At 72.2% G+C, this 24,182-nt stretch carries 23 protein-coding genes; 12 read left to right on the top strand and 11 right to left on the bottom strand.

All coding sequences use genetic code 11. From position 1 onward, the window contains the following. Both TR48_RS18965 and TR48_RS18970 read left to right on the top strand, forming a co-directional pair. On the top strand, nt 1-552 hold a 552-nt coding region (locus TR48_RS18965; RefSeq protein ID WP_042368828.1), incomplete at its 5' end, for an SbcC/MukB-like Walker B domain-containing protein. A 46-nt stretch (nt 553-598) separates the two neighbouring features. Continuing rightward, nucleotides 599-985 (top strand): hypothetical protein, encoded by a 387-nt coding sequence (locus tag TR48_RS18970; protein ID WP_052442780.1) that lies wholly within the window; start codon nt 599-601, stop codon nt 983-985. Between the two features lie 13 nt (nt 986-998). On the opposite strand, the gene TR48_RS18975 is transcribed toward TR48_RS18970, so the two are convergent. Continuing rightward, nucleotides 999-1,577, bottom strand: a complete 579-nt coding sequence (locus TR48_RS18975) for a TetR/AcrR family transcriptional regulator (RefSeq protein WP_042368830.1) — start codon at nt 1,575-1,577, stop codon at nt 999-1,001. Nucleotides 1,578-1,693: 116 nt separating this feature from the next. On the opposite strand from TR48_RS18975, the gene TR48_RS18980 reads away from it, so the two are divergent. After that, on the top strand, nt 1,694-2,113 hold the full coding sequence (locus tag TR48_RS18980; protein ID WP_042368838.1) for a tautomerase family protein: 420 nt from the start codon (nt 1,694-1,696) through the stop codon (nt 2,111-2,113). Between the two features lie 86 nt (nt 2,114-2,199). After that, the gene (locus TR48_RS18985) at nt 2,200-3,849 is read left to right on the top strand and encodes a glycoside hydrolase family 13 protein (RefSeq protein WP_042368840.1); all 1,650 of its coding nucleotides are present in this window, start codon (nt 2,200-2,202) and stop codon (nt 3,847-3,849) included. Nucleotides 3,850-4,003: 154 nt separating this feature from the next. Here the strand turns inward: TR48_RS18985 and TR48_RS18990 are convergent, their stop codons facing one another. Beyond that, nucleotides 4,004-6,445 carry a Tex family protein gene (locus tag TR48_RS18990; RefSeq protein ID WP_042368843.1) on the bottom strand — a complete coding sequence of 814 codons (2,442 nt, stop codon included), beginning with the start codon at nt 6,443-6,445 and terminating at the stop codon, nt 4,004-4,006. Between the two features lie 109 nt (nt 6,446-6,554). On the opposite strand from TR48_RS18990, the gene TR48_RS18995 reads away from it, so the two are divergent. The 3 genes from TR48_RS18995 (at nt 6,555) to TR48_RS19005 (ending at nt 8,786) form a co-directional block, all read left to right on the top strand. Continuing rightward, nucleotides 6,555-7,043, top strand: coding sequence for a GNAT family N-acetyltransferase (locus TR48_RS18995; RefSeq protein WP_042368845.1), 489 nt, complete (start codon nt 6,555-6,557; stop codon nt 7,041-7,043). Between the two features lie 202 nt (nt 7,044-7,245). After that, nucleotides 7,246-7,569: a YciI family protein gene (locus TR48_RS19000; protein ID WP_042368847.1), complete on the top strand. Its 324-nt coding sequence runs from the start codon at nt 7,246-7,248 to the stop codon at nt 7,567-7,569. Further along, nucleotides 7,566-8,786 (top strand): RNA polymerase sigma factor, encoded by a 1,221-nt coding sequence (locus tag TR48_RS19005; protein ID WP_042368849.1) that lies wholly within the window; start codon nt 7,566-7,568, stop codon nt 8,784-8,786. The genes TR48_RS19000 and TR48_RS19005 overlap by 4 nt, the downstream gene beginning before the upstream one ends. Here TR48_RS19005 and TR48_RS19010 read toward each other — a convergent pair whose 3' ends face one another. Next, nucleotides 8,787-9,617: a thioesterase family protein gene (locus tag TR48_RS19010; protein ID WP_042368852.1), complete on the bottom strand. Its 831-nt coding sequence runs from the start codon at nt 9,615-9,617 to the stop codon at nt 8,787-8,789. A 97-nt stretch (nt 9,618-9,714) separates the two neighbouring features. Here TR48_RS19010 and TR48_RS19015 point away from each other — a divergent pair, with 97 nt between their 5' ends. Then, the gene (locus tag TR48_RS19015; protein WP_042368854.1) at nt 9,715-10,500 is read left to right on the top strand and encodes an SDR family NAD(P)-dependent oxidoreductase; all 786 of its coding nucleotides are present in this window, start codon (nt 9,715-9,717) and stop codon (nt 10,498-10,500) included. A gap of 21 nt (nt 10,501-10,521) precedes the next feature. Here TR48_RS19015 and pgi read toward each other — a convergent pair whose 3' ends face one another. The 6 genes from pgi to TR48_RS19045 form a co-directional block, all read right to left on the bottom strand. Next, nucleotides 10,522-12,168, bottom strand: coding sequence for a glucose-6-phosphate isomerase (gene pgi / locus TR48_RS19020; RefSeq protein ID WP_042368855.1), 1,647 nt, complete (start codon nt 12,166-12,168; stop codon nt 10,522-10,524). Nucleotides 12,169-12,826: 658 nt separating this feature from the next. Then, nucleotides 12,827-13,978 carry a sensor histidine kinase gene (locus TR48_RS19025; RefSeq protein WP_161789861.1) on the bottom strand — a complete coding sequence of 384 codons (1,152 nt, stop codon included), beginning with the start codon at nt 13,976-13,978 and terminating at the stop codon, nt 12,827-12,829. A gap of 89 nt (nt 13,979-14,067) precedes the next feature. Continuing rightward, a complete protein-coding gene (locus TR48_RS19030) occupies nt 14,068-14,703 on the bottom strand; it encodes a response regulator (protein ID WP_042368858.1) in 636 nt (211 codons plus the stop codon). A 564-nt stretch (nt 14,704-15,267) separates the two neighbouring features. Then, nucleotides 15,268-16,254: an alpha/beta fold hydrolase gene (locus TR48_RS19035; RefSeq protein ID WP_236652218.1), complete on the bottom strand. Its 987-nt coding sequence runs from the start codon at nt 16,252-16,254 to the stop codon at nt 15,268-15,270. Between the two features lie 103 nt (nt 16,255-16,357). Continuing rightward, nucleotides 16,358-16,840: a type II toxin-antitoxin system PemK/MazF family toxin gene (locus tag TR48_RS19040; protein ID WP_042368859.1), complete on the bottom strand. Its 483-nt coding sequence runs from the start codon at nt 16,838-16,840 to the stop codon at nt 16,358-16,360. 60 nt (nt 16,841-16,900) lie between these two features. After that, a complete protein-coding gene (locus tag TR48_RS19045) occupies nt 16,901-17,461 on the bottom strand; it encodes a YceI family protein (RefSeq protein WP_042368959.1) in 561 nt (186 codons plus the stop codon). An 86-nt stretch (nt 17,462-17,547) separates the two neighbouring features. On the opposite strand from TR48_RS19045, the gene TR48_RS19050 reads away from it, so the two are divergent. From TR48_RS19050 to TR48_RS19065, 4 genes are all read left to right on the top strand, one after another. Further along, nucleotides 17,548-18,075, top strand: coding sequence for a MarR family winged helix-turn-helix transcriptional regulator (locus TR48_RS19050; protein ID WP_042368862.1), 528 nt, complete (start codon nt 17,548-17,550; stop codon nt 18,073-18,075). 80 nt (nt 18,076-18,155) lie between these two features. After that, the gene (locus TR48_RS19055; protein WP_052442782.1) at nt 18,156-19,838 is read left to right on the top strand and encodes a CYTH and CHAD domain-containing protein; all 1,683 of its coding nucleotides are present in this window, start codon (nt 18,156-18,158) and stop codon (nt 19,836-19,838) included. Between the two features lie 134 nt (nt 19,839-19,972). Continuing rightward, nucleotides 19,973-20,176, top strand: coding sequence for a hypothetical protein (locus TR48_RS19060; protein ID WP_042368870.1), 204 nt, complete (start codon nt 19,973-19,975; stop codon nt 20,174-20,176). Between the two features lie 177 nt (nt 20,177-20,353). After that, entirely contained in the window at nt 20,354-21,610 is a 1,257-nt protein-coding gene (locus tag TR48_RS19065) for an extracellular catalytic domain type 1 short-chain-length polyhydroxyalkanoate depolymerase (RefSeq protein WP_042368962.1), read from the top strand. Here the strand turns inward: TR48_RS19065 and TR48_RS19070 are convergent. Both TR48_RS19070 and TR48_RS19075 read right to left on the bottom strand, forming a co-directional pair. Then, nucleotides 21,582-22,295 carry a pentapeptide repeat-containing protein gene (locus tag TR48_RS19070; RefSeq protein WP_042368872.1) on the bottom strand — a complete coding sequence of 238 codons (714 nt, stop codon included), beginning with the start codon at nt 22,293-22,295 and terminating at the stop codon, nt 21,582-21,584. The genes TR48_RS19065 and TR48_RS19070 overlap by 29 nt on opposite strands. Nucleotides 22,296-22,367: 72 nt before the next feature. Beyond that, entirely contained in the window at nt 22,368-24,020 is a 1,653-nt protein-coding gene (locus TR48_RS19075) for a purple acid phosphatase family protein (protein WP_369405591.1), read from the bottom strand. Between the last annotated feature and the right edge of the window lie 162 nt (nt 24,021-24,182).

Here is a 24,182-nt window from a genome sequence, read left to right on the forward strand (position 1 = left end):
GACCTGGCCACGGCGACGGAGCTGTCGCACCTGGTGGCGGGCACCAGCAAGAGCAACGAGCTGCGCATGTCGCTGGAGAACTACGTGCTGGCCGCCCGCTTGGAGCAGGTCGCGGCGGCGGCGGGCGCGCGCCTGCGGATCATGTCCGGCGGCCGGTACACCCTGGAGCACACCGACGCCCGCGTCCGCGGCAACGCCCGCTCCGGCCTGGGTCTCCAGGTCCTCGACTCCTGGACGGGCCTGTACCGCGACACCGCGACCCTCTCGGGCGGCGAGTCCTTCTTCGCCTCCCTCGCGCTGGCCCTCGGCCTCGCGGACGTCGTCACGGACGAGGCGGGCGGCATGCCGCTGGACACCCTCTTCATCGACGAGGGCTTCGGCGCTCTCGACCCGGACACCCTGGAGGAGGTCATGTCCGTCCTGGACTCCCTGCGCGAGCGCGACCGGGCGGTCGGCATCGTCAGCCACGTCGCGGAGCTGCGCGACCGCATCCCCCAGCAACTCACCGTCCGCAAGACCCGTTCCGGCTCCAGCCTCCGCCAGGAGCGGTGACAGCCGTTATCGTTCCCGAGGGGAGAACGCAGACGGGGGCGGAGTGATGGACGCGATCAGCATCGCGGTGGTGGTCATGGCGGGTGGCTACGCCGTCAACGGCGCGCTGGACCGGGTGCGCCGGATTCGGAAGGACCGACGCGAGGCGCAGGACCGCGCGCTGCGCGGCCCGGAGCCCCTCTGCGGCTGCGGGCACCACCTCGCCTACCACGACCTCCACGACGGCCGTTGCTACGCGGAGGTCAAGCGCAAGGGCGGCAGCGGCGAGGGCAAGCCGAAGGACGCGTCGCCCGCCCAGTGCACCTGCCGCCGCTATGCGGGGCCGGAGCCGCTGGCCACCCTCTACGCCCCGCCGCTGAACGCCGGCGCGAGCGCCGAGCCGCGCCCTGAGCGTCCTGAGCGCCCCGAACTGCCCGAACTGCCCGAGGGCTGAGCGCCGTTCGGGCCTAGCGTGCCGCGTAGCGGGTGCGGGTCAGGTCCAGGGCGGTGCGGGTCATCCGGTCGAACGGGGCGACGGAGCCCTCGGCGCGGCAGAGGACCTGGGCGCCTTCGAGCAGGGCGAGCAGGGTGGTGGCGAGGTCCGTCGCCGCGTCCGGGGCGAGGCCGGAGACCCTGAGGCGGGCGGCGAGGGCGTCGGTCCAGGAGGCGAAGGCCGTGGCCGCGACCTCGCGCAGGGAGGCGTTCTCCGCAGGTTCGCCGGAGGCGATGGTGACGGCGGCGACCGCGCAGCCCGAGCCGGTGGCGGAGCACTCGACGACGGGCCGGATCAGGGCGAGGAAGGACTCGACGAGGGCCAGCGGGTCGTCCGCCGGGAGCGCGGCGAGGTTCGCCCGCACGTCCCGCCCGTTCCTGCTCGCCGCCTCGGCGACCAACTGGCCCTTGCCGCCCGGGAAGTGGTGGTAGATCGCACCGCGCGCCGCGCCGCTGTCGCGCAGCACCTCGGTGAAGGACATGCCGGCCACGCCGCGCCGCCGCAGCGCCTCGACGGTCGCGTCGATCATCCGGTCCCTGGTGTCCCCGGCCATGGACGCCCCACCCTCCTCACGAAGGACTTGACTAGTACGGCCATCCTAGCGCAGGCTGGAGCCGTGGCTAGGACGTACGTACTAGCTAGCCAGCGGACGCATCGAAGGGACTCCTCATGCCCATCACCGTCACCGCCCCGCGCGGCGTGCTCACGCCCGCCGGGGAGCGAGAGATTCTGCCCCGCCTGACCGACGCCCTGGTCGAGGCCTCCGGGCTCACCGGGAACAAGACCTTCCTGTCCTTCGTCGGGGGAACCGTCCACGTCCTGCCGCCCGAGGACGTCTACGCCGGCGGCGTGAACCGGCCGGTCGTCATGGTCGAGCTGAAGCTGCCCAACATCGGCCTGCCCACCCCCGAGGCCCGCGCGGCGTTCGTCCACGCCGCGACCGCCGTCGTCGAGGAGCTGACCGGCCCGGGCCACGAACGGGAGAACACCTGGGTCAACATCCTCAACGCGCCCGACGGCGGCTGGGGCGTCGGCGGCGACGCCCTCACCGGCGAGCAGCTGGTCGAGCGGATCAGCGGCGCCGCCTGAGAGGCGCCTGAGAGGCAGCCGAGAGGGGACGACGGCCGAGCGGACGTCCCCTGGGCGAGGGGTGGCCCGGCCGCGACGGGTGGGGCATGGTGGAGGACGTGCCGACTTACGAGGACGCCCAGGGCAAGGCCACCCCGTGGTGGCGAAGCGCCGTCATCTACCAGGTCTATCCGCGCAGTTTCGCCGACGGGAACGGGGACGGGACCGGCGACATCGCCGGGTTGAGGGGGCGACTCGGACATCTGGCCGGGCTCGGCGTGGACGCGCTGTGGCTCTCCCCCTGGTACGTCTCGCCGCTCGCCGACGGCGGCTACGACGTCGCCGACTACCGCGACATCGACCCCGCCTTCGGGACCCTGGACGAGGCCGAGGCGCTGATCCGCGAGGCCCACTCGCTGGGCCTGCGGATCGTCGTCGACCTGGTGCCGAACCACTGCTCCGAGCAGCACCCCTGGTTCCAGGCCGCGTTGACGGCCGGGCCGGGCTCACCGGAGCGCGAGCTGTTCCACTTCCGGACCGGACGCGGCGAGGACGGGGAGCTGCCGCCCAACGACTGGCCCTCGCACTTCGGCGGTCCGGCCTGGAGCCGGACCGCCGACGGCTCGTGGTACCTGCACATGTTCGCGCCCGAGCAGCCGGACTGGAACTGGGAGAACCCCGAGGTCCGCGCCGAGTTCCTGTCCGTCCTGCGGTTCTGGCTCGACCTCGGCGTGGACGGCTTCCGGATCGACGTCACCGACCATCTGGTCAAGGAGGACGGCCTGCCCGACGCGGCCGGCCACCACCACCGGCCGCATCCCTGGCGCGACCAGGAGGGCGTCCACGAGATCTACCGCTCCTGGCGCAAGGTGCTGGACACCTACCCCGACGACCGCGCCTTCGTCGCGGAGCTGTGGGAGCAGGACCCCGGGCGCTTCGCCCGCTACCTGCGCCCGGACGAGCTGCACACCGCGTTCAACTTCCCGCTGCTGCGCTCGCCCTGGGACGCCCGCTCGTTCCGCGAGGTCATCAACGCCACGCTGCACGCGCATGCGCTGGTCGGCGCGCCCGCGACGTGGGTGCTGTCCAACCACGACACGACCCGGCACGTGACCCGCTACGGCCGCGCCGACACCTCCTACGGCTTCGATCGCGCGGCGCGGCACGGCCAGCCCGTCGACCTCGCCCTCGGCACCCGCCGGGCGCGCGCCGCCGCGCTGCTGATGCTGGCGCTGCCAGGCAGCGCGTACGTGTACCAGGGCGACGAGCTCGGCCTCTGGGAGGTCGAGGACATCCCGGACCACCTGCGGCAGGACCCGACGTGGCTGCGCAGCGGCGGCCTGGACCGGGGCCGCGACGGCTGCCGGGTGCCGCTGCCGTGGGAGGGCGAGGAGCGGCCGTTCGGCTTCAGCCCCGAACGCGCCTCGGCCGCGCCGTGGCTGGACGTCCAGCCGGACGGCTGGCGGGAGTTGACGGTCGCCGCACAGGCCGGCGACCCGGCGTCGCACCTGGAGCTCTACCGGGAGGCGCTGCGCCTGCGGCGGACCCTACGGGGACTGGGTGACGGCCCGATGCACTGGCACGCCTCCACGCCGGACGTCCTGGACTTCACCCGCCCCGGTGCGTTCCGCTGCGTCGTCAACCTCGGCCAGGAGCCGACGTCGCTGCCGACGGAGACGACGGTGCTGCTCGCAAGCGCGGAGCTGGTGGACCACGCGCTGCCGCCGGACGCGGCGGTCTGGCTGCGGGAGCACTGAAGCTCCGCAGAAAGGAGGCCCCTGCCGCACGGGGGGGACGGGAGGGGCCTCACGCATCATCCTACGAGCTGGAGGACCGTCAATCCGCCGAATCGGCACCAGGGATCACTGAGCCATCGATCACTGGCAAGGTTGACGGTTCCACCCGATCCCGCTACTTCGCCAGGCCCGCGCGACGCAAGGCGTCGGCCATGGCGCTGTTGACCGCGCCGCCGTCACGCGGCGCAGGAGGCCGCCGGTCGCCGCCGCGCTGGCCCTGACCACCGCCCTGGCCACCGCGCTGACCGCCCCCGCCCTGGCCGCCCTGGCCCCGCTGCTGGCCGCCACGCTGGCCGCCCTGGCCGCCGCGCTCCCCACGGTCACCGCGCTCACGACGGGGACCACGCTCGCCGCGCTCGCCACCACCGCCGACGGAGCCCGCCTGGGCGTCGTCGTCCAGACGCAGCGTCAGCGAGATGCGCTTGCGCGGGATGTCCACGTCCAGCACCTTCACCCGGACGATGTCGCCGGACTTCACGACCTCGCGCGGGTCCTTGACGAAGGTCTTCGACAGCGCCGAGACATGGACCAGACCGTCCTGGTGCACGCCGATGTCGACGAACGCGCCGAACGCGGCCACGTTGGTGACCGTGCCCTCCAGGACCATGCCGGGCTCGAGGTCGGCCAGCTTCTCGACGCCCTCCCGGAACTCCGCCGTACGGAACGCCGGACGCGGGTCCCGGCCGGGCTTCTCCAGCTCGGCCAGGATGTCCTTCACCGTCGGCACGCCGAAGGTGTCGTCGGCGAAGTCGGCGGGCTTGAGCGTGCGCAGCTTCGCGCTGTCGCCGATCAGGGTCTTCAGCTCGCCGCCGGTGGCGGTGAGGATGCGACGGACGACCGGGTAGGCCTCGGGGTGGACGCTGGAGGCGTCCAGCGGGTCGTCACCGCCGGGGATGCGCAGGAAGCCCGCGCACTGCTCGAACGCCTTGGGGCCGAGCCGCGCGACGTTCTTCAGCTCCTTGCGGCTGCGGAACGGGCCGTTGGCGTCGCGGTGGGCGACGATGTTGTCGGCCAGTCCGGCGCCGATGCCGGAGACGCGGGTCAGCAGCGGCGCGGAGGCGGTGTTCACGTCCACGCCGACGCCGTTGACGCAGTCCTCGACCACCGCGTCGAGCGAGCGCGACAGCTTGGTCTCGGAGACGTCGTGCTGGTACTGGCCGACGCCGATCGACTTCGGGTCGATCTTCACCAGCTCGGCCAGCGGGTCCTGGAGCCGGCGGGCGATGGAGACCGCGCCGCGGATGACCACGTTGAGGTCCGGCAGCTCCTGCGAGGCGAAGGCGGAGGCCGAGTAGACGGAGGCGCCCGCCTCCGAGACCACGGCCTTGGTCAGCTTCAGCTCCGGGTGACGCTTGATCAGGTCCAGCGCGAGCTTGTCCGTCTCGCGGGAGGCGGTGCCGTTGCCGATGGCGATCAGCTCGACGTTGTGCCGGGCGCAGAGCTTGGCCAGCGTCGCGATCGACTCGTCCCACTTGTTGGCCGGGACGTGCGGGTGGATGGTGTCGTAGGCGACGACCTTGCCGGTCGCGTCGACGACGGCCACCTTGACGCCGGTGCGGTAGCCCGGGTCCAGACCGAGCGTGGCGCGGGCGCCGGCGGGCGCGGCGAGCAGCAGGTCGCGCAGGTTGGCGGCGAAGACGCGGACGGCCTCGTCCTCGGCCTCGGTGCGCAGGCGCAGCCGCAGGTCGATGCCGAGGTGCACCAGGATGCGCGTGCGCCAGGCCCAGCGGACGGTGTCCAGCAGCCACTTGTCGGCCGGACGCCCGCGGTCGGCCACCTCGAAGCGGTTGGCGATCCGGGCCTCGTAGCCGCCGGGGGCCTCGGCGTCGGCCTCGTCGGCGTAGGGCTCCATGGTCAGCTCGAGCACGTCCTCCTTCTCGCCGCGCAGCATCGCGAGGACGCGGTGCGAGGGGAGCTTGACGTAGGGCTCGGCGAAGTCGAAGTAGTCGGCGAACTTGGCGCCGTCCTGCTCCTTGCCCTCGCGCACCCTGGCCACCAGGCGGCCGCGGCCCCACATGCGCTCGCGCAGGTCGCCGATCAGGTCGGCGTCCTCCGCGAAGCGCTCGACCAGGATCGAGCGGGCGCCGTCCAGCGCGGCGGCGGCGTCGGCGACGTTCTCGCCCAGGTACGCGGCGGCCTCCGCCTGCGGGTCGCGCGTCGGGTCGGCGAGCAGCACGTCGGCGAGCGGCTCCAGGCCGTTCTCGCGGGCGATCTGCGCCTTGGTGCGGCGCTTCGGCTTGTACGGGAGGTAGATGTCCTCCAGCCGGGCCTTGGAGTCGGCGGCGCGGATCTGCGCCTCCAGGGCCTCGTCCAGCTTGCCCTGGCTGCGGATGGACTCCAGGATCGCGGCGCGGCGCTCCTCCATCTCCCGCAGGTAGCGCAGGCGCTCCTCCAGCGTGCGCAGCTGGGCGTCGTCCAGCGACCCCGTCGCCTCCTTGCGGTACCGGGCGATGAAGGGGACGGTCGCCCCTCCGTCGAGCAGTTCCACGGCGGACTGCACCTGTGCGGGACGGACGCCGAGCTCCTCGGCGATGGTCTGCTCAATCGACAGGGTCACTCTTGGTTACCGCTCTCTCGCTGGATACGTGCGGCGCCATTCTGTCCCGCCGACAGCGGGGAGGAAAACCACCGCGCGGTCGGGCGGGTCGTGGTGGCAGGATCGCGCCATGCAGATCCGCGAAGCCACGGACGCCGACTGGGCGTCGATCTGGCCGTTCTTCCACGAGATCACGGCAGCCGGCGAGACCTTCGCCTACCCGACCGACCTGGACGAGCCGACGGCGCGCGCGATGTGGATGGTCCGGCCGCCGGGCCACGTCGTGGTCGCGGTGAACCAGTCCGGACTGGTGCTGGGCACGGCGAACATGTACGCCAACAAGATGGGCCCGGGCGCCCACATCTCAAGCGGCAGCTTCATGGTCGACCCCGAGCACCAGGGCCGCGGTGTCGGCGGCGCCCTCTGCCGCTACCTCCTCGACTGGTCCCGCGAGCAGGGCTACCGGGGCGTCCAGTTCAACGCCGTCGCGGCGAGCAACACCCACGCGGTGAGGCTCTACGAGTCCCTCGGCTTCGAGATCATGACGACGATCCCGGAGGGCTTCCACCATCCGACGCAGGGGTACGTCGGGCTGCACATCATGTACCAGAAGTTGTAAGCCACCTGCGCGCGCCGGCCGGGGCTGGGGCTTTGCGGCCCAAGGTTTCAGCCTTGCCGACGAGTCCCGGCATGGTGACGGCCTTCGGGTCACTGGCGGAGCAAGAATTCTGAACCGGGTGTCCGATCGGAGCGGGGGCGTTCGTAGTAAGGGTGAGAGGTCGCCCGCGAGGGGTGGCCGGGCACGCGGGAGATGAGCCGAGATGCAGTACCTGCTCAACGTGATCCATGACAGCGCCGAGTTCGCCACCGAGGAGGAGCAGGCGGCGATCGCGGTCTTCAACCAGCAGATGAAGGCCGACGGCTACTGGGTCTTCGCCGGGGGTCTCGGGGTGACCGACAACGCGACGGTGGTCGACAACCGCGGTGAGGAGCCGCTGGTCACCGACGGGCCGTTCGTGGAGTCGAAGGAGTACGTGGTGGGCTTCTGGATCGTCGAGGCGCCCGACCTCGACGTGGCGCTGAAGCTGGCCATCGAGGGGTCGAAGGCGTGCCACCGCAAGGTCGAGGTCCGGCCGTTCCTGTGACCGCGCGGGAGGCGGTCGCCCGGGCCCACCGTGAGGAGTGGGCCCGGGTCGTCGCCGCGCTCACGCGCCGATTCGGGGATCTCGACATCGCCGAGGAGGCCGCCGCCGAGGCGTTCGCGACAGCGGTGGAGCGGTGGCCGGCGGACGGCGTGCCGCCGAATCCGGGGGCATGGCTGACGACGACCGCGCAGCGCAAGGCGATCGACCGACTCCGGCGTGAGAGCAGACGCGAGGCCAAGCAGCAGGAGGCCGCCATGCGGCAGGACGCACCGCCCGAGCCGGTCGGCGCCGTCGAGGACGAGCGCCTGCGGCTGGTCTTCGTGTGCGGTCACCCGGCGCTCGCCGCGGACGCACGGGTCGCACTGACGCTGCGCATGGTCGGCGGGCTGACCGTGGCCGAGATCGCGCGTGCGTTCCTGGTGCAGGAGAGCACGATGGCGCGGCGGATCACCCGCGCCAAGACGAAGATCAAGGCGGCGCGGATCCCCTACCGGGTCCCGGACGCAGCGGACCTTCCGGGACGCGTGTCCGGGGTGCTCGCCGTCCTCTACCTGGTCTTCAACGAGGGCTATCTGGCGACCGGCCCGGACGCCGACCCGGTCCGCCAGGACCTGACCGCAGAGGCGATCCGGCTCGCCCGCCTGCTCCGTGCGCTTCTGCCTCAGGACGGCGAGGTGGCGGGGCTGCTCGCGCTGATGCTGCTCACCGAGGCCCGCCGCACGGCGAGGGTCTCGCCTGACGGCGGGCTGGTCGCCCTCGACGAGCAGGACCGCACCACCTGGGACGCGCAGCTGATCGCCGAGGGTCACCGGCTCGTGCGGGAGCGGTTGGACTCCGGCGAGGCGCCGGGGCGGTACCAGCTCCTGGCGGCGGTCAACGCGGTGCACACCTCCGCCCGCGACTTCCGGGACACCGACTGGTCGCAGGTCGTCGCCCTCTACGACCAGCTGGTGCGCCTCGACCGCTCGCCGGTCGTGGCTCTCAACCGGGCCATCGCGCTCGCCGAACTCGACGGCCCGGCGGTGGCGTTGGCGTCCGTCGACCGGCTCGCCGAACCGCTCGACGGCTACCACGCGCTCCACGCGGCCCGCGCCGAGCTCCTGCGTCGGCTGGACCGCACGGCGGAGTCGCGCGCGGCCTACGACCGGGCGATCGAGCTGGCGGGCAACGCCGCGGAGACCGCCGCGCTGACCCGCCGCCGGGATCAGCTGCGCTGATCAGCGCGGGACGACCGCGAGCTGGCGGGACTGGGCGACCAGGCGGTCGTTCGAGTCCCAGATCTCGCAGTCCTCCTCCAGGAAGCCGCCGGCGAGGTTGCGGGTGGAGTGCACGACGCGCAGCCAGCCCGGGGCCGGGACGGCACGGACGTGGACGGTGAGCTCCACCGTCGGCGTCCAGCCGAAGAGGCCGAGGTCGAAGGTGACCGGGGGCAGGGCGTCGACGGCGAAGAGCAGCAGCAGCGGGTCGGGCTCGTGGCCGTCGGCCATCCGGAGCCAGCCCTGGATGCGCCCCTCGCCGGAGGGCTTGCCCAGCGCCCAGCCCACGTAGGCCGGGTCGAGGCGCAGGTCCAGGCGCTGCAGCAGCTCCGCGGAGGCCAGGAACTGCGGCGGGGCCGCGTCCGTGCCGACGCACTGCTCGATCGGCGGGAGCTGCGGCGGCTTGGCGCTGGTGCGCACGTCCTCGTCCGCGCGGGCGAGGTCGCCGTAGCTGGCCAGCACCCGCAGGCGCTCGACGCTGCTGCCGTCGTCAGCGGTCTGGCGCAGGGTGGCCGCGCCGGTGGAGAGGGTGCGGCCGCTGCGGATCTGCTCGACGTGGACCTCGGCGGGGCCGGGGCGGGACGGCGAGACGTAGTAGCCGCTGACCGAGACGGGCTGGGGGTGGCCACCGGCCTCGCCGAGGTGGTCGCCGAGAGCCCGGCCGACGAGGGAGAGCAGCAGGCCGCCGTTGATGCCGCCGCCGATGCGCCAGCTCGCGTCCAGCTCGGCGTCGTAGACGCCGGGAACGCCCGCACGGCGCACCACGGCTGTCCCCTGCTCGAACTCGGTCATGCTGCGCTCCTGACTCTGACCACTGTCATAAGTTACTTAACGGTAGTTAAGCGCAGCGCTTCTTCCAACGTCAAGGTGCATCTGCTACCACCGCGACATGGTTGCCTTCGAAGCCTATGCACTCGACAAGCGGATCGCCGTCGTCACCGGCGCGGGCAGCGGCATCGGGCGCGCGACCGCGCGCGTCCTGGCCGACGCGGGCGCCCGCGTGGTCTGCGCCGACGTCGACGGCAGCGCCGCCGAGCGCGTCGCCGCCGAGATCGACGGCGTCCCCGCGCACGTCGACGTCGCCCGGCGCGAGCAGATCGTCGGGTTGGTCGAGGGGACGGCCGCGCGGTTCGGGCGGCTGGACATTCTCTGCAACATCGCCGGGATCATCCGCACCGGGCTGGTCGTGGACGTGCCGGAGGAGGACCTGGACGCGGTCTGGGCGGTGAACTTCAAGGGCACCTTCCACGCCTGCCAGGCCGCGGCGCGGATCATGTGCGCGCAGGGGAGCGGAGCGATCGTCAACACCGCGTCCGGCGCGGTGGACAGCGCGACGCCGGAGATCATGAGCTACAGCGTCTCGAAGGCCGCGGTGGTCCAGCTGACCAAGAACCTCGCGGCCGAGGTCGGCCGCTTCGGGGTGCGGGTCAACGCGGTGGCACCCGGCCTGGTGCGCACCGCGATGACCGCGCGTCACTACCTGCTGCCCGACGGCAGCATCGACGAAGCCGCTCGCGCGGCGGCGGAGAAGCCGCTGAAGCGGCTCTCCCCGCTCGGGATGATCGGCGAGCCCGAGGACATCGCGCACGCCGTCCACTACCTGGTCAGCGATGCCGCCCGGTTCGTGACCGGACAGATCCTGCGTCCCAACGGCGGCGTGGCGATGCCCTGGTGAGTCGGCGTCCCGCCTCCCGGATTACCGGCCGCGCAGCTCGCGGTAGCGGACGGCGAGACCGGCGGTCGAGGAGTCGAGCGCGTCGAGGCCCGTGCCCTCGACGAGCGACGGCTCGATCCGCTTGGCCAGCACCTTGCCCAGCTCGACGCCCCACTGGTCGAAGGAGTTGATGTTCCAGATCGCGCCCTGGACGAACACCTTGTGCTCGTAGAGCGCGACGAGCTGGCCCAGCACGGACGGGGTCAGCTCGCCGGCCAGGATCGTCGTGGTCGGGTGGTTGCCCTTGAAGGTCTTGTGCGGCACCAGCTCCTCGGCGACGCCCTCGGCGCGCACCTCCTCCGGCGTCTTGCCGAAGGCCAGCGCCTGGCCCTGGGCGAAGAGGTTCGCCATCAGCAGGTCGTGCTGCGCGACCAGGCCCGGGGCGAGGTCCGCGACCGGGCGGGCGAAGCCGATCAGGTCGGCCGGGATCACCTTGGTGCCCTGGTGCAGCAGCTGGTAGTAGGCGTGCTGGCCGTTGGTGCCCGGGGTGCCCCAGACGACCGGACCGGTCTGCCACTCGACCGGCTGCCCGTCCCGCTGCACGGACTTGCCGTTCGACTCCATGTCCAGCTGCTGCAGGTAGGCGGTGAACTTCGACAGGTAGTGCGAGTACGGCAGCACGGCGTGCGTCTGCGCGTCGAAGAACGCGCCGTACCAGACGCCCAGCAGGCCGAGCAGCAGCGGCACGTTCTGCTCCGGCGGCGCGGTGCGGAAGTGCTCGTCGACCAGGCGGAAGCCGGCCAGCATCTCCTCGAACGCCTCCGGGCCGATGGCGATCATCAGCGAGAGCCCGATCGCGGAGTCGTAGGAGTAGCGACCGCCGACCCAGTCCCAGAACTCGAACATGTTGGCCGTGTCGATGCCGAACTTCTCCACCTCGGAGGCGTTCGTCGACAGCGCGACGAAGTGCTTGGCCACCGCCTCCTGACCGGCGCCGAGCTGCTCCAGCAGCCAGCTGCGGGCGCTGGTGGCGTTGGTGACGGTCTCGATGGTGGTGAAGGTCTTCGACGCGACGATGAACAGCGTCTCGGCGGCGTCCAGGTCGCGCACCGCCTCGTGCAGGTCCGCGCCGTCGACGTTGGAGACGAAACGCACCGTCAGGTCGCGGTCGCTGAAGCTGCGCAGCACCTCGTAGGCCATCGCCGGGCCCAGGTCCGAGCCGCCGATGCCGATGTTGACGACGTTGCGGATCCGCTTGCCGGTGTGACCGGTCCACTCGCCGGACCGGATCCGGCGGGAGAAGCCCGCCATCTTGTCGAGCACGGCGTGCACCTCGGACACGACGTTGACGCCGTCCACCTCGATCACAGCGCCTCGGGGCGCGCGCAGCGCGGTGTGCAGCACGGCGCGGCTCTCGGTGACGTTGATCTTCTCACCGCGGAACATGGCGTCGCGCAGCGCCGCCACCCCCCGGACCTCGGCGAGCTGGCGCAGCAGGGTCAGCGTCTCCTCGGTGACCAGGTGCTTGGAGAAGTCGACGTACAGGTCTCCCACCTGGAGGTTGTACGCCTCGCCGCGCTTGGGGTCCTCGGCGAAGAGCGAACGCAGGTGCGTCTCCCCGAAGTCCGCGCGGTGCGCGGCGAGTGCGGCCCACTCGGGCAACTGGTCCAGACGGGTTCCTTGGGTCATCACGCGTCCTTCCAACACCGGCCCGCCCTCACGGGCCCTTTCGTCAGGGACGAGCCTATGCCCTTCGGGGAAACGGAAGGTTGCGGAACATCAGGGGCACGGCGAAGTCCCCCTGTTCAGAGGCCCGCGACCAGTTGCACTCTCCAGGGGCGCGAGGCTGTGCCGATCTGCGGCTCCGCCGCACGGGCGCGCTCAGTTGCGCTCCCCCGGGCGCGCGAGGAGCTGCGCGACAAGCCACCCACCAACGTGGCGCGCCGAACGAGCAGCGCCATCCGCATGCCGGTGGTTGCTCGCACAGAGCCTCGCGCCCCTAGGGAGTGCAACGAAAGGCGGAAGCGTCGCCGACCGCTCGCGCCCACGCGGCGAAGCCGCAGATCGGCACAGCCCCGCGCCCCCAGAGGAGTGCAACGAAAGGCGGAAGCGTCGCCGACCGCTCGCGCCCACGCGGCGGAGCCGCAGATCAGCGCAGCCCCGCACCCACAGAGGGGTGCAACGAAAGGCGGAAGCGTCGCCGACCGCTCGCGCCCACGCGGCGGAGCCGCAGATCAGCGCAGCCCCGCGCGCCCAGAGGAGTGCAACGAAAGGCGGAAGCGTCGCTGACCGCTCGCGCCCACGCGGCGGAGCCGCAGATCGGCACAGCCCCGCGCGCCCGGGTGCGCTACCGCGCGGCCGCGGTGAGGGGGAGGCTGAGGCGGATCTTGAAGCCGCCGTCCGCGGTGGGGCCGGCGGCGAGGGTGCCGCCGAGAAGGGCGGCGCGCTCGCGGAGGCCGACGATGCCGTGGCCGCCGCCGGGCAGCTGGAGCTGGGCGTCGTGGGGGGTCGGGGCCGCCGCCGGAGGCGCGGCGTTGGTGACCGCGACGCGCAGCGAGTCGTCGCGCAGCTCCACCCGGACGGTGGTCGCCGCGCCCGGCGCGTGCTTGCGCGCGTTGGTGAGCGCCTCCTGCACGGTGCGGTACGCGGCGCGCTCGATCGGCTCCGGCAGCAGCGGGAGGCCGTCGTCCCCGTAGCCGGCGATCTCCAGGGACGCGTCCGCCTCCGACTCCGCGACCAGGCGCGGCAGATCCGCGAGCCTGGGCTGCGGGGCCAGCTCCGTCGGCCCGGCCCCGGCCGCCCGCAGGACGAGGATCATGCTGCGCAGCTCCTCGAGCGTGGCGACGGCGAGGCCGCGCAGCGTGCCGGCGACCTCGCGGACGCCCGCGTCCTTCGCGGTGACCTGGAGCGCGCCGGCCTGAACGGCTATCAGCCCGGCCTGGTGGGAGACCACGTCGTGCATCTCGCGGGCGATCCGCGCGCGTTCGCGGGCGATGACCGTCTGCGCGTGCAGCTCCCGCTCGTGGTCGCGCAGCGTGGCCAGCTCGACGATGCGGGCCTGCAGCGCCTCGCGCGTCTGCAGCAGCAGGGCGAGCGCGGCGGGACCGATGGAGAGCATGACTGCGTAGATGAGCCGCTGTATGTGGTCGCTCGCGGACTCGGTCAGCTCCTTGCTGATCGGCCAGGGCAGGTAGAGGCCGACACCGACCACCGCCGCCGCGAACCAGGCCTGCCAGGCGACGCGACGCGACCGTGCGACGGTGTACAGCGCGACCATCGAGGCGACCAGCGCCGTTCCCGCGTACAGGCCGGGGAGCGTGCCGACCAGCACCAGCCGGGGGAAACGGCGACGGAAGAGCAGGACGGCGCAGGAGACCATGGACGCCCAGAAGGTCCAGTCCTTCGTGCCCGGGTAGTTCAGCCCGGCGTCCAGGAACGCCGCGGCCGTCAGCACGAGAGTGACGAAGGCGTTGCGGACGCGCTGAGGCAGGCGCGCCACGCGCATCCTCATCCAGCGGCAGAAACGGCCCGTCCGTCTGCCCGCTGCCGTGCCGATCCGCCGACCGATCCCTCGCCCCGGCCAGGACCTCACAGTTCGCTCTCCTCCAGCAGCCCGGCACGCTCCGCCAGGACCGCGGCCTGAATGCGGTTGGTGACGCCCAGCTTGGTCAGCACGGCGCTGACGTAGTCCTTCACCGTGGCGGCGCCGAGGTGCATGCGGGCGCCGATCTCGACGTTGGACAGGCCGCGGCCCAGGAAGGCCAGCACCTGACGCTCACGCTCGGTGAGGGTGTCGACGGCCGCGGCGGCGGGGTGGCCGCCGGCCCGGCGGTTCTGGCCGAGGCGCCGCAGGACGGGCGTGGAGAGGCAGCCCGCGCCGGTCGAGACGGCCCGCACCGAACGGGCGAGCACGTCCGGCTCGGTGTCCTTGAGCAAGAAGCCGCTGGCGCCGAGCCGCAGTGCCTGGTCGAGGTACTCGTCGGTGTCGAAGGTGGTGAGCATGGCCACGTACGGGGCGTCCGGCAGCTCGCGGATGCGGCGCAGCAGCGTGAGTCCGTCGACGTCGGGCATCCGGATGTCGAGCAGGACCACGTCGGGCAACAGGCGGCGCACCTCGGCGACGGCCTCGACCCCGGAACAGGTGCCGACGACGTCGATGTCCGGCGCGTTGCCGAGAATCATGGCCAGACCCGACCGGATCAGCGCCTCATCGTCGACGATCATGGCTCGGATCGGACCGCTCGCTTGCGTTGGAACCACGCGCCTGTTTCCTACCTGTGTGTTCCGGCATGCGCCACAGCGCACCTCGCGCGACCGTACCTCAGGGCACAACCTTATGAAAATCGAACCCCCGATCGGAGGTCTGCCAACCGCCTCATGGGGGTGCCGACTCCGGTTCGAGTACAACCATGATGGCCGGACCGCACGGCAACGTGCCTGGTGGCGGGCACTACGGGGGGGTGCCCGTTCACCGGAGGCCGTGACGGGGGACGCTACGGAAGCGAAATTTCCGAATTCTCCGCATTTGTAGGATCCGGTGGATCCGACTGCCTCCGCCCGAAGCGAAACCGCTCTCCGCCGGCGCCCGCAGCGCGCGGATCACCTTTCCGCCGGTCCGCCCCGCGCCCGGTCGGGCCGCACGGTGACGGCCGTGATGCAGAGCGTGTCCGGCGCGCCGGAGCTTAGCGGGTCGTGCAGGACGAAGGCAGGCCGGCCGCCCCGGAGCGCCTACCCGGCCCGCGCGTGGAGGTCGGGAAGGCGGGCGGTGGTGACGACCCGGGCATGGCGTCAGCCTTGCAGGCCCGCCAGGAAGTCCAGGAGCGCGGTGTTGACCTCGGCCGGGCGCTCCTGCTGGGTCCAGTGGCCGCAGCCCGGGAGGATGAGGGACGGCTGGAGGGTGGGGTACGCCTGCGGGAGAGCGCCCCTGACGTCGTCCATGCCGGGGAAGCTCATGACGAGGTCGCGGTCGCCGTGCACGTACAGGCCGGGGACGCGGAGCGGCAGGCGGTCCCAGGCGGCCGAAAGCTCCCAGTTGCGGTCGAGGTTCCGGTACCAGTTCAGGCCGCCGGTGAAGCCGTTCTTCGCGTACTCGGCGGCGAAGACGGCGATGTCGTCCTCCGTCGCCCAGGACGGGATCCGCTGGGTGTCGTCCAGTGAGCCGAGGAAGGTCCCGTCCGGCTGCGTGAGCGGCTGCGGCGGCCGGGGATCGTTGCGCGGGTTGTCCCCGCTCGCGCCGTAGAGGAAGGCGCGGAAGGTGCGCTCGGGATCCGCGGCGAACTCGGCGTCGGCCAGGCCGCGGCGGTTGAAGTAGTTCCAGTAGAAGCGCCCCTGGAAGAGCACGTCCATGACCGCGAGCGGCGGGGTGTCGCCCTGGCGCGGCAGCGGCGGCGCGACGCTGAGGCCGACGACCCCGCGGACCAGGTCGGGACGGAGCAGCGCGGTCAGCCACGCGACGGGCGCGCCCCAGTCGTGCCCGACGACGGCGAAGCGCGAGGCACCCAGCGCGCGGGTGAGGGTGACGACATCGCCGACCATGTGCGGCAGTGTGTAGGCCTCGACCGGCTCGGGCGCGTCGCTGCGGCCGAAGCCGCGCTGGTCGGGGGCGACGGCGCGGTAGCCGGCCGCGGCCAGGGCCGGGAGCTGGTGGCGCCAGGAGTACCAGCACTCGGGGAAGCCGTGCAGCAGCATGACCAGCGGCGCGTCGGGATCCCCCGCCGCCGCGTAGTGCAGCGTGATGCCGTTGACCCGGACGTCATGGTGCTCGATCGCGAACAAGGCCCGCCCCCTTGCGGCTGCTCTGAGTGCTCCGTCAATCCGCCTACACCTTAAGCGGATTGACGGAGCATGAGACAGCGGATCGGACGGATCGGGCGACGGATCAGGCCTGCCATCCGTACAGGTGCATCAGCCGGGCGGCGACGAGCGTGAAGCGGTCGAGATCGAGGGAGGCCGCCTCGCGGCGCATGCCGCCCGGGTGGACGCGGAAGACGCGCTCGAGGTTGACCCAGGAGTCGCGGGCGTCACGGTCCCAGGGGCCCTGGCCGAGGGCGACCCACTCGGCGACGTCGTCGCCGGTGCTGCGGTCGTGGCGCTTGCTGGTCAGCTCGACCGCCAGCAGCGTGCCGGCGTGCTCGCGGGCGACGATCAGCACCGGGCGGTCCTTGCCACGGCCGTCGCGTTCTTCGAAGGGCACCCAGGTCCAGACGATCTCGCCCGGGTCCGGGTCGCCGTCGTGCCGCGGCGCGTAGCTCATGTGCACGATGCGCAGACCGCGCGGCTCCACCTCGATCGTCGCGGTGGAGCCGTTGCGGCCGGGATTCTCTTCGTACTCGTGGTGGTGAGTGCCACTCAGACCGATCATTCGGACAGGCTATCGCCGACCGGGACCCCCGGCTTCGGCAGGCTCACCCCTTGATCGAACTCAGGCGTTCTTGTTCTTGACCAGCGAGATCTCGAACTCGAGCACGATCTTGTCGCTGACCAGGACGCCACCGGTCTCCAGCGCGGCGTTCCAGGTGATGCCGTAGTCCTTGCGGCTGATCGCGTACTGGCCCTCGAAGCCGAGGCGGTCGTTGCCGAACGGGTCGGTGGCCGCGCCCTCGAAGGAGAACGGGACGGTGACCCGCTGGGTGACGCCGCGCACCGTCAGGTCGCCGGTCAGCTCGAGCGTCTCGCCGTCGAAGGCGGCGTCGGTGGAGCGGAAGGTGATCGTCGGGTGGTTCGCGACGTCGAGGAAGTCGTTGGTGCGCAGGTGGCCGTCACGGTCGGCGTTGCGGGTGTCGATGCTGTCCACGTCGATGGTGAGCTCGACCGACGAGTCCTGGGGCTTCTCCGCGTCGACGGCGACCGCGCCGTCGAAGCTGTTGAACGAGCCGCGCACCTTGGTGACCATCGCGTGGCGGGCGACGAAGCCGATGCGGCTGTGCGCCTGGTCGATGGTGTAGCTGCCGTTCAGCGCGGGGGTGATGGTGGTGGTGCTCACGATGACCTCTTCCAAGTGGTTGATCCGTCATCTACAGAGTGCACCGATCTGGATGACATGTCAACCAAAGAGGTAGGATTTCTTTCATGACCAGCACATCCCGTCCTTCCCCCACCCCGACCGCCTCAGTCGACCCCACCGAACCGCGCTGGCTGACCCCCGCCGAGCAGCATCTGTGGCGCACCTTCATGCGGATGCGCCAGCAGCTCGACGCACAGCTCGCCCGCCAGATACAGGCGGAGTCCGACATCTCCATCGCCGACTTCTCGGTGCTGGTGGTCCTCACCGACGTGCCCGAAGGGCGAGTCCGGGTGCTGGAGCTGGCACGCAACCTCCAGTGGGAGAAGAGCCGGCTCTCGCACCACCTGGCCCGTATGGTCAAGCGCGGCCTGATCGAGCGCGCCGAGTGCACCGAGGACGGCCGCGGCTCCTTCGTCGTGATCACCGACGCCGGCCGCCGGGCCATCGAGGCGGCGGCGCCCCGCCACGTCGAGTTGGTCCGCACGCTCTTCTTCGACCCGCTGAGCGAGGAGCAGGTCACCCAGTTGACGCAGATCTCCGAGCGGATTCTCGGCGCGATGGAGGGTTGCCCCGAGGCCCTTTCGGAAAGCTGAACAGGAAGTCTCACAGCGGACGGACGGGACACGCGTGACCGGTGCCTCGACCGGGAAGATCCTGGAAGGGAGCGCGGACGATGGCGCAGAAGACGACGTCCCTGAAGTCGACGTCGCAGAAGTCGCAGAAGTCGGCCTCGCACAAGGCCCGCAGGACGACGGCACGCCGGCCTGCGGAGCCGGTCGGGCACGTCGAGCGGGAGCGCAAGTACGAGGGCGACGCGGCAGCGGCCCTCCCCTCGCTCACCGACGTCCCGCTGAGCGCCGGTGAGCACGGCGGACCGGGCGGCAAGACGGCCGCCGGGACGAACGGGCTGCTCACCGCCGTCTCGGCCGACTCCGAGAGCCTGCGGGCCGTCTACTACGACACGCCCGACCTGCGCCTGCTCGCCCGCCGGATCACACTGCGCCGCCGCACCGGCGGCCACGACGCCGGCTGGCACCTCAAGCTCCCGACCGCCGACGGCGCCCGACTGGAGCTGCACCTGCCCCTCGACGCGTCGACGTCCACCGCCGATCCGGACGCGCCGCCGCACGTCCCGGCGGAGTTCCTGGCCCGCGTCCGCGCCTACGTCCGCGACGGCCGCCTGGCGCCCGTCGCGCGGCTCGCCACCGAGCGACGGCGCACGCTGCTGACGGACGGCGCCGAGCGCACCCTGGTCGAGCTGGCCGACGACTCGGTCACCGCCCAGGCCCTGGACCCCGCCGGAGCCGTCCGGCACGCCGAGAGCTGGCACGAGGTCGAGGCCGAGCTCGTCGACGGCGACCTCCCGCTGCTCGACGCCGTCGAGCAGCGGCTGCTGGGGGCCGGTCTGCGGCGCAGCGCCAGCGCGTCCAAGCTCGCCCGCGCCCTCGGGCCGACGGCCCCGACGCAGCCGGAGGCGGGCCGGACGACGGACTCCTCGCCCGGCAGCATCGGCGCGCTGCTCACGGCCCTGCTCCGGCAGCAGGTCGGCCAGCTCCTCGCCCAGGACGCCGAGGTCCGCCGCGACGCGCCCGACGCCGTGCACCAGATGCGCGTCAGCGCCCGCCGTCTGCGCAGCACGCTGCGCGTGCACGAGCGCCTGCTGCGGGTGGACGAGGTGGCGACGCTGGAGGAGGAGCTGCGCTGGCTGGGGCACGCTCTCGGCACCGCCCGCGACCGCGAGGTGCTGGGCGAGCGGCTGCTGCGGGACCTGGACACCCTCGAGCGCACCGAGCACCCCGGCCCGATCCGCCGCCGGCTGCGGAACTGGTCCCGGCAGGGGTACCGCACGGCCTGGCGGCAGACCATGCGTGAGCTGGAGGGGCCGCGGTACTTCGCGCTGCTCGACACCCTGGACGCGCTGGCCGCCCACCCGCCGCTGCGCGGGCGCGCCGAGCGCCCGGCCGCAGGGGAGGTGCGGCGGCTGCTCACTCGCGAACAGCACCGTGCCTGCCACCGCGTCGCCGCGGCCCTGGACCTCACTCCTGGGACGGCGGAGCGGGACGACGCCATGCACGCCGCCCGCCGCGCCGCCAAGCGGGCCCGCTACGCGGGCGAGGGGGCGGCGCAGCCGCGCTTCGCCAAGGCCATGAAGGACCTGCAGACGGTGCTCGGCGAACGCCAGGACGCCTTCATGGCGGCGCAGGCCCTTCCGGGCCTGGCGGAGGCCGCGCACCTGGCGGGCGAGCCCGGCTTCGGCTACGGCGTCCTGTACGCCCGCCAGCGCGAGGCGATCACCGCCGCCGAGGCGGCCGTCCCCGCCCTTCAGGCAGCGGCGAGTGCCATCCGGGTGAAGTGACGGGAACCGACCTGACATGCTCCGCACCATCGGTGGAACTGCTGGTGAACTCCCGCGGGAACAGGCCTTTTCTGCCTTAGTGTCGCTTCACAGGCAGCGCACAAGCTGGCCCCCGTAGAGACACGGAGCCTCCCATGCTGGTGGATTCCTTCTCCTTCACCCACGACGAGACCGCCGCTTCCGTCGACTCCCAGGCGCATCTGCTGGTCGAGGCCGGCTGGCAGCTGCCGCGTCCGCGGCGGCAGGCCGCCAGGCCGTGCACCGGTCCGCACAGCTGCGGGCGGGTGCACGACGAGGACGAGCTGGTCTTCGACGACACCGAGCGCACCGGCTACTGAGCCCCGGCGGGTCCGCGTCCCGGCCCCGACGGTCTCCCGGCGTCTGCGTGGCGGCCCGCTATCGCGCGGGCGCGGTTGTGGTGTACACACACATGTCGACGGAGCTGCTCCGCTCCTAGGTTCCGGGTGGCCACTCCCCCACCCCAGGAGCCCGACATGTCCGCTCCGATGTCCCCCATGACGTCCGCCACGCGCAGACGGAGAACGCTGCTGGCGACGCTCGCCGCCGCCGTGCTCGCCGTCGTCGGCCTGATCGCCGTGCCCGGCGCCGCGACCGCGAACTCCGGCTCGCTCACGCAGGTCGGCTCGTTCGGCAGCAACCCCGGCAACCTCGCCATGTACGAGTACGCCCCGGCGGGCCTTGCGAGCGGCGCGCCGCTCGTCGTCGCCCTGCACGGCTGCACCCAGACGGCGACGAACTACTACGACGACTCCGGCTGGGCGCAGCTCGCCGACACCTACGGCTTCGCCGTCGTCTTCCCGCAGACCAACAGCACCAACAACGCGCTGTCCTGCTTCTCCTGGTTCGACTCGACCAAGGACACGCGCGGCAACGGCGAAGCCGCATCGGTCAAGGCGATGGTCGACTACGCGCTCGGCCAGTACCACTCCGACACCAAGCGGGTCTTCGTCACCGGCCTGTCCGCGGGCGCAGGTATGACCGCGGACCTCCTCGCCGACTACCCCGACGTCTTCGCCGGCGGCTCCGTCGACTCCGGTCTGGCCGCCCAGTGCGCCACCAGCCAGAGCGCGGCCTCCGGCTGCCAGCAGAACAACCAGAACCTCACCCCCGCCCAGTGGGGCGACAAGGTCCGCAGCTCCGACCCCGGCTGGACCGGCCCGTGGCCGCGCGTCGCAATCTGGCAGGGTACGGCGGACTACACCGTCTACCCCGTCAACTCGACGGAGCTGCGCGACCAGTGGACGAACGCCTGGGGCATCCCGCAGACGGCCTCCAGCACGCAGTCGCTGACCGGCGGCACCACGGAGAGCGTCTACGACGACGCGAACGGCAACCCCGCCGTGGAGCTGTACAGCATTTCCGGCATGGGCCACGGCCTCGCCGTCGACCCGGGAACGGGCAGCACGCAGTGCGGGCAGACAGGGGCGTACTTCCTCGGCTACATCTGCTCGTCGTACTACACGGCGCAGTTCTGGGGCATCACGGGCGCGGGCCCGTCGCCGTCACCCTCCGCGAGCGTCAGCGCGTCCGCGTCGCCGACGCCGACGCCGACTGCCACGTACACGCCGAGCTGCTACCCGGGGTCGAACTACGCCCAAGTGACCGCGGGACGCGCCCACGACGTGGGCGGCATCGCCTACGCCAACGGCTCCAACGCGAGCCTCGGCCTGGACAACGTCTTCTACACCCACACCCTGGAGGAGACGGCGCCCGGCTACTACGTCATCGCCGACTCCGGCTGCCCCGCCTGACCGCGCCTCTGAGCGGCCCACCGGCCTCGCGCACGGTCACCCCCAGCGCGACGGCGAGGGCCGGGGCGAGCTCCAGCAACTGCGTCGGCGTGACCGCCGCCCCGCGCAGCGAGTCGACGCCGTCGGCCAGTTCGAGCGCGACCGCCTCGCGCAGGTCCACCTCCGTCAGTCTCGCCTGGTGGAGGTGGACCTGCTCCAGACGGGAGCCGGGGAACGAACACTCCGTCAACGCGGCACCGGAGAGATCCAACTCCCGCAGGACGCAGTCGTGGAACACCACCTCGTGCAGCTTGGCCCCGCGCAGGTTCAGCGAGTCGAACTTGCAGCCGTGGAACACCACGCGGCGCAGGCCCGCCCCGTGGACCTCGAGCCCGGCGAAGACCCCGCCGACGGCCTCCACGTCCAGCCAGTTGCTCTCCGCGAGATCGCAGCCGACCATCCGCACACCCTGCATCCACACGTCGTTGAGCCGCGCCCGCCGCATCCGCACACCCTCGAACGAGGCGGCGGACAGCGCCGCCTCGACGAAGCTCGCCTCCTCGACCCGCTCGTCCGCGAAGTCGACTCCGTCGATGTGCACGGTGTCGAACGCACCCCCGCGCAGACGCCCGCCGGCGAACCGGCGCAGGTGCGGAGCGAAGGGCAGCTCGTCGAGCTCACGGGGTGCAGGGACCTGGGTAGCCATACCCGCAGGCTAACCCCAGCCACCGACAACCTCGGGGGCGCGCCCGGCGCCCTGCGCCCCTGGACAGTGCACCTATCCGTCGTTGCGCTTGCGGTACAGGACGAAGGACTCCAGCGGGGTGATCGAGCCGTCCGGCTGGCCGACGTTGTAGTAGGTCACGTGCATGCGGGTGGTGTCACCCGCATGGCGGCCGGGGTCGACGGTGAACGCCGCGAAGCCGTAGGCGTGCTCCGCGTCGCGGAACGCCGACCAGGGGGTCTGCTCGAAGACGTAGACCGGCGGACGCTTGCCGTTGGAGCCGACGGGGCCGACCCCGGTGAGGACCTTGGCCTTGTCCGGGGTGAACAGCTTGCCGTTGGACGGGGCGGAAGTGCCGCCACCGCCGAGCACCATGTGGACGGTGCCGAGCGAGGTGTCGATCGATTCGGTCGCGTCGGAGACGGGGTTCGGCGTGAGGGTCTCGGTCCCGCTGACGACGCCGCGCACCGCGAGCGAGCGCTCGTAGTGGTGCTCGTGGCCGCAGACGACGAGGTCGACGCCGTAGCGGTCGAACAGCGGGCCCCAGGCCTGACGCAGGCCGAGATCCGCGCCGTTGGCGTCGGCGGAGCTGATGATCACCTGGTGCATGCAGACGACGATCCAGTCGATGTCGCTGTCGGCCCGGGCGCGCCGCAGGTCCTTCTCCAGCCAGGCCGCCTGCGCGCCGCCGCTGTAGCCGTGGACGTAGTTGTCGCCGCCGTCCTGGTAGGCGACGTCATCGTTCTGCAGGACGACCACGTGCACGGAGCCGGCGGTGAAGGAGTACCAGAGGCCGGCCGTCTCCGGGTCGGTGGAGCCGTTGCGGGGCAGCGCGAAACGGGCCTGGTAGGCGGAGTAGCCGATCGGGCCGTTGGCGTGCTCGTCCTCGTGGTTGCCCGCGGCCGGCATCCAGGCGCGGAAGCGCGCGGAGCGGGAGTTGTTGGCGTGGAAGCCCTTCCAGGTGGCCAGCCGGTCGGCGCTGATGTTGGCGTAGCAGAGGTCGCCGTTGAGGAGGTGGAACAGCGGGTCCACCTGCTCGACGCCGCCCACGATGTCGGCGGCGGCCGGGGAGCCGATGCCGGCGTCGACGACCTTGAACCCGCCGTTGCCGTCTGGCTGCCAGACGGTGTTCGGGACGGCCTGGTCGCCGAAGCTGGTGAAGGTGAGGGGCCGTCGGCCGCGCGGGGCGGTGCGGAAGGTGCCCGCGTCGGGGCGGGCACCGCCGTGCATCGCGGCGTAGGTGTAGAAGGTGTCGGGGCGCAGCCCCTCCAGCCGGGCGTGGTGGACGTACACCGTGCGGTTGCTGACGCCGTCGACGTAGGTGACGGTCTCGGCGGCGACGCCGCGGCCGAAGCCGCCCTCGAATGTGCCGTATTTCACCTGCGGGTCGCGGACCGGGCCCTCGCTGGTCCAACTGACCGTCATCTGCGTGGCCGGGTCCTCGCCGAAGGTCAGGTGCAGGCCCTCCACCGGCGGCGCGCCGAGCGTCTCGGGGGCGGTGAGCAGCATCGGGGAGCCCGCGGACGGCGTCGTCGCGGTCGCGGCGCGCGCGGCCGGCGCGCCGATCAGGCTCGCGCCGACGGCGAGTGCGCCACCTGCGCCGGCCAGGCGCAGAGCGGTGCGGCGGTCAATGACCGTTGACGTTGCGTCAGTCTGTGTTGACGATTCGTCGGCCGTACGGGGCATGGACGGTGTGGCGTCGTTCACCGGGACTCCTGTGGGCGCGTCGTGGACCGGCAGGACCCGCCCACGCTAGGGGCGGCACCTGCCCCGCGCCGGTACGCCGAGGCGACGTCCGGGTGAACGCCGCATGGCGCGCGACACGCGTGCAGCACACCGATAGCGCCTCGGCCGCCGAGCCCGAATGCC

Source organism: Streptacidiphilus neutrinimicus (genome assembly GCF_000787815.1).
Classification (GTDB): Bacteria; Actinomycetota; Actinomycetes; order Streptomycetales; family Streptomycetaceae; genus Streptacidiphilus; species Streptacidiphilus neutrinimicus.

What these genes read in the sequence shown, in the direction of transcription:
- TR48_RS19070 (WP_042368872.1), bottom strand. Translation starts at nt 22,295, where the DNA reads ATGGCTACCCAGGTCCCTGCACCCCGTGAGCTCGACGAGCTGCCCTTC.
- TR48_RS19015 (WP_042368854.1), top strand. Translation starts at nt 9,715, where the DNA reads ATGGTTGCCTTCGAAGCCTATGCACTCGACAAGCGGATCGCCGTCGTC.
- TR48_RS19010 (WP_042368852.1), bottom strand. Translation starts at nt 9,617, where the DNA reads ATGACCGAGTTCGAGCAGGGGACAGCCGTGGTGCGCCGTGCGGGCGTT.
- TR48_RS19055 (WP_052442782.1), top strand. Translation starts at nt 18,156, where the DNA reads ATGGCGCAGAAGACGACGTCCCTGAAGTCGACGTCGCAGAAGTCGCAG.
- TR48_RS18985 (WP_042368840.1), top strand. Translation starts at nt 2,200, where the DNA reads ATGGTGGAGGACGTGCCGACTTACGAGGACGCCCAGGGCAAGGCCACC.
- TR48_RS19050 (WP_042368862.1), top strand. Translation starts at nt 17,548, where the DNA reads ATGACCAGCACATCCCGTCCTTCCCCCACCCCGACCGCCTCAGTCGAC.
- TR48_RS19030 (WP_042368858.1), bottom strand. Translation starts at nt 14,703, where the DNA reads ATGATCGTCGACGATGAGGCGCTGATCCGGTCGGGTCTGGCCATGATT.
- TR48_RS18995 (WP_042368845.1), top strand. Translation starts at nt 6,555, where the DNA reads ATGCAGATCCGCGAAGCCACGGACGCCGACTGGGCGTCGATCTGGCCG.
- TR48_RS19000 (WP_042368847.1), top strand. Translation starts at nt 7,246, where the DNA reads ATGCAGTACCTGCTCAACGTGATCCATGACAGCGCCGAGTTCGCCACC.
- TR48_RS19060 (WP_042368870.1), top strand. Translation starts at nt 19,973, where the DNA reads ATGCTGGTGGATTCCTTCTCCTTCACCCACGACGAGACCGCCGCTTCC.
- TR48_RS19040 (WP_042368859.1), bottom strand. Translation starts at nt 16,840, where the DNA reads ATGATCGGTCTGAGTGGCACTCACCACCACGAGTACGAAGAGAATCCC.
- TR48_RS18970 (WP_052442780.1), top strand. Translation starts at nt 599, where the DNA reads ATGGACGCGATCAGCATCGCGGTGGTGGTCATGGCGGGTGGCTACGCC.
- TR48_RS19065 (WP_042368962.1), top strand. Translation starts at nt 20,354, where the DNA reads ATGACGTCCGCCACGCGCAGACGGAGAACGCTGCTGGCGACGCTCGCC.
- TR48_RS18975 (WP_042368830.1), bottom strand. Translation starts at nt 1,577, where the DNA reads ATGGCCGGGGACACCAGGGACCGGATGATCGACGCGACCGTCGAGGCG.
- TR48_RS18980 (WP_042368838.1), top strand. Translation starts at nt 1,694, where the DNA reads ATGCCCATCACCGTCACCGCCCCGCGCGGCGTGCTCACGCCCGCCGGG.
- pgi (WP_042368855.1), bottom strand. Translation starts at nt 12,168, where the DNA reads ATGACCCAAGGAACCCGTCTGGACCAGTTGCCCGAGTGGGCCGCACTC.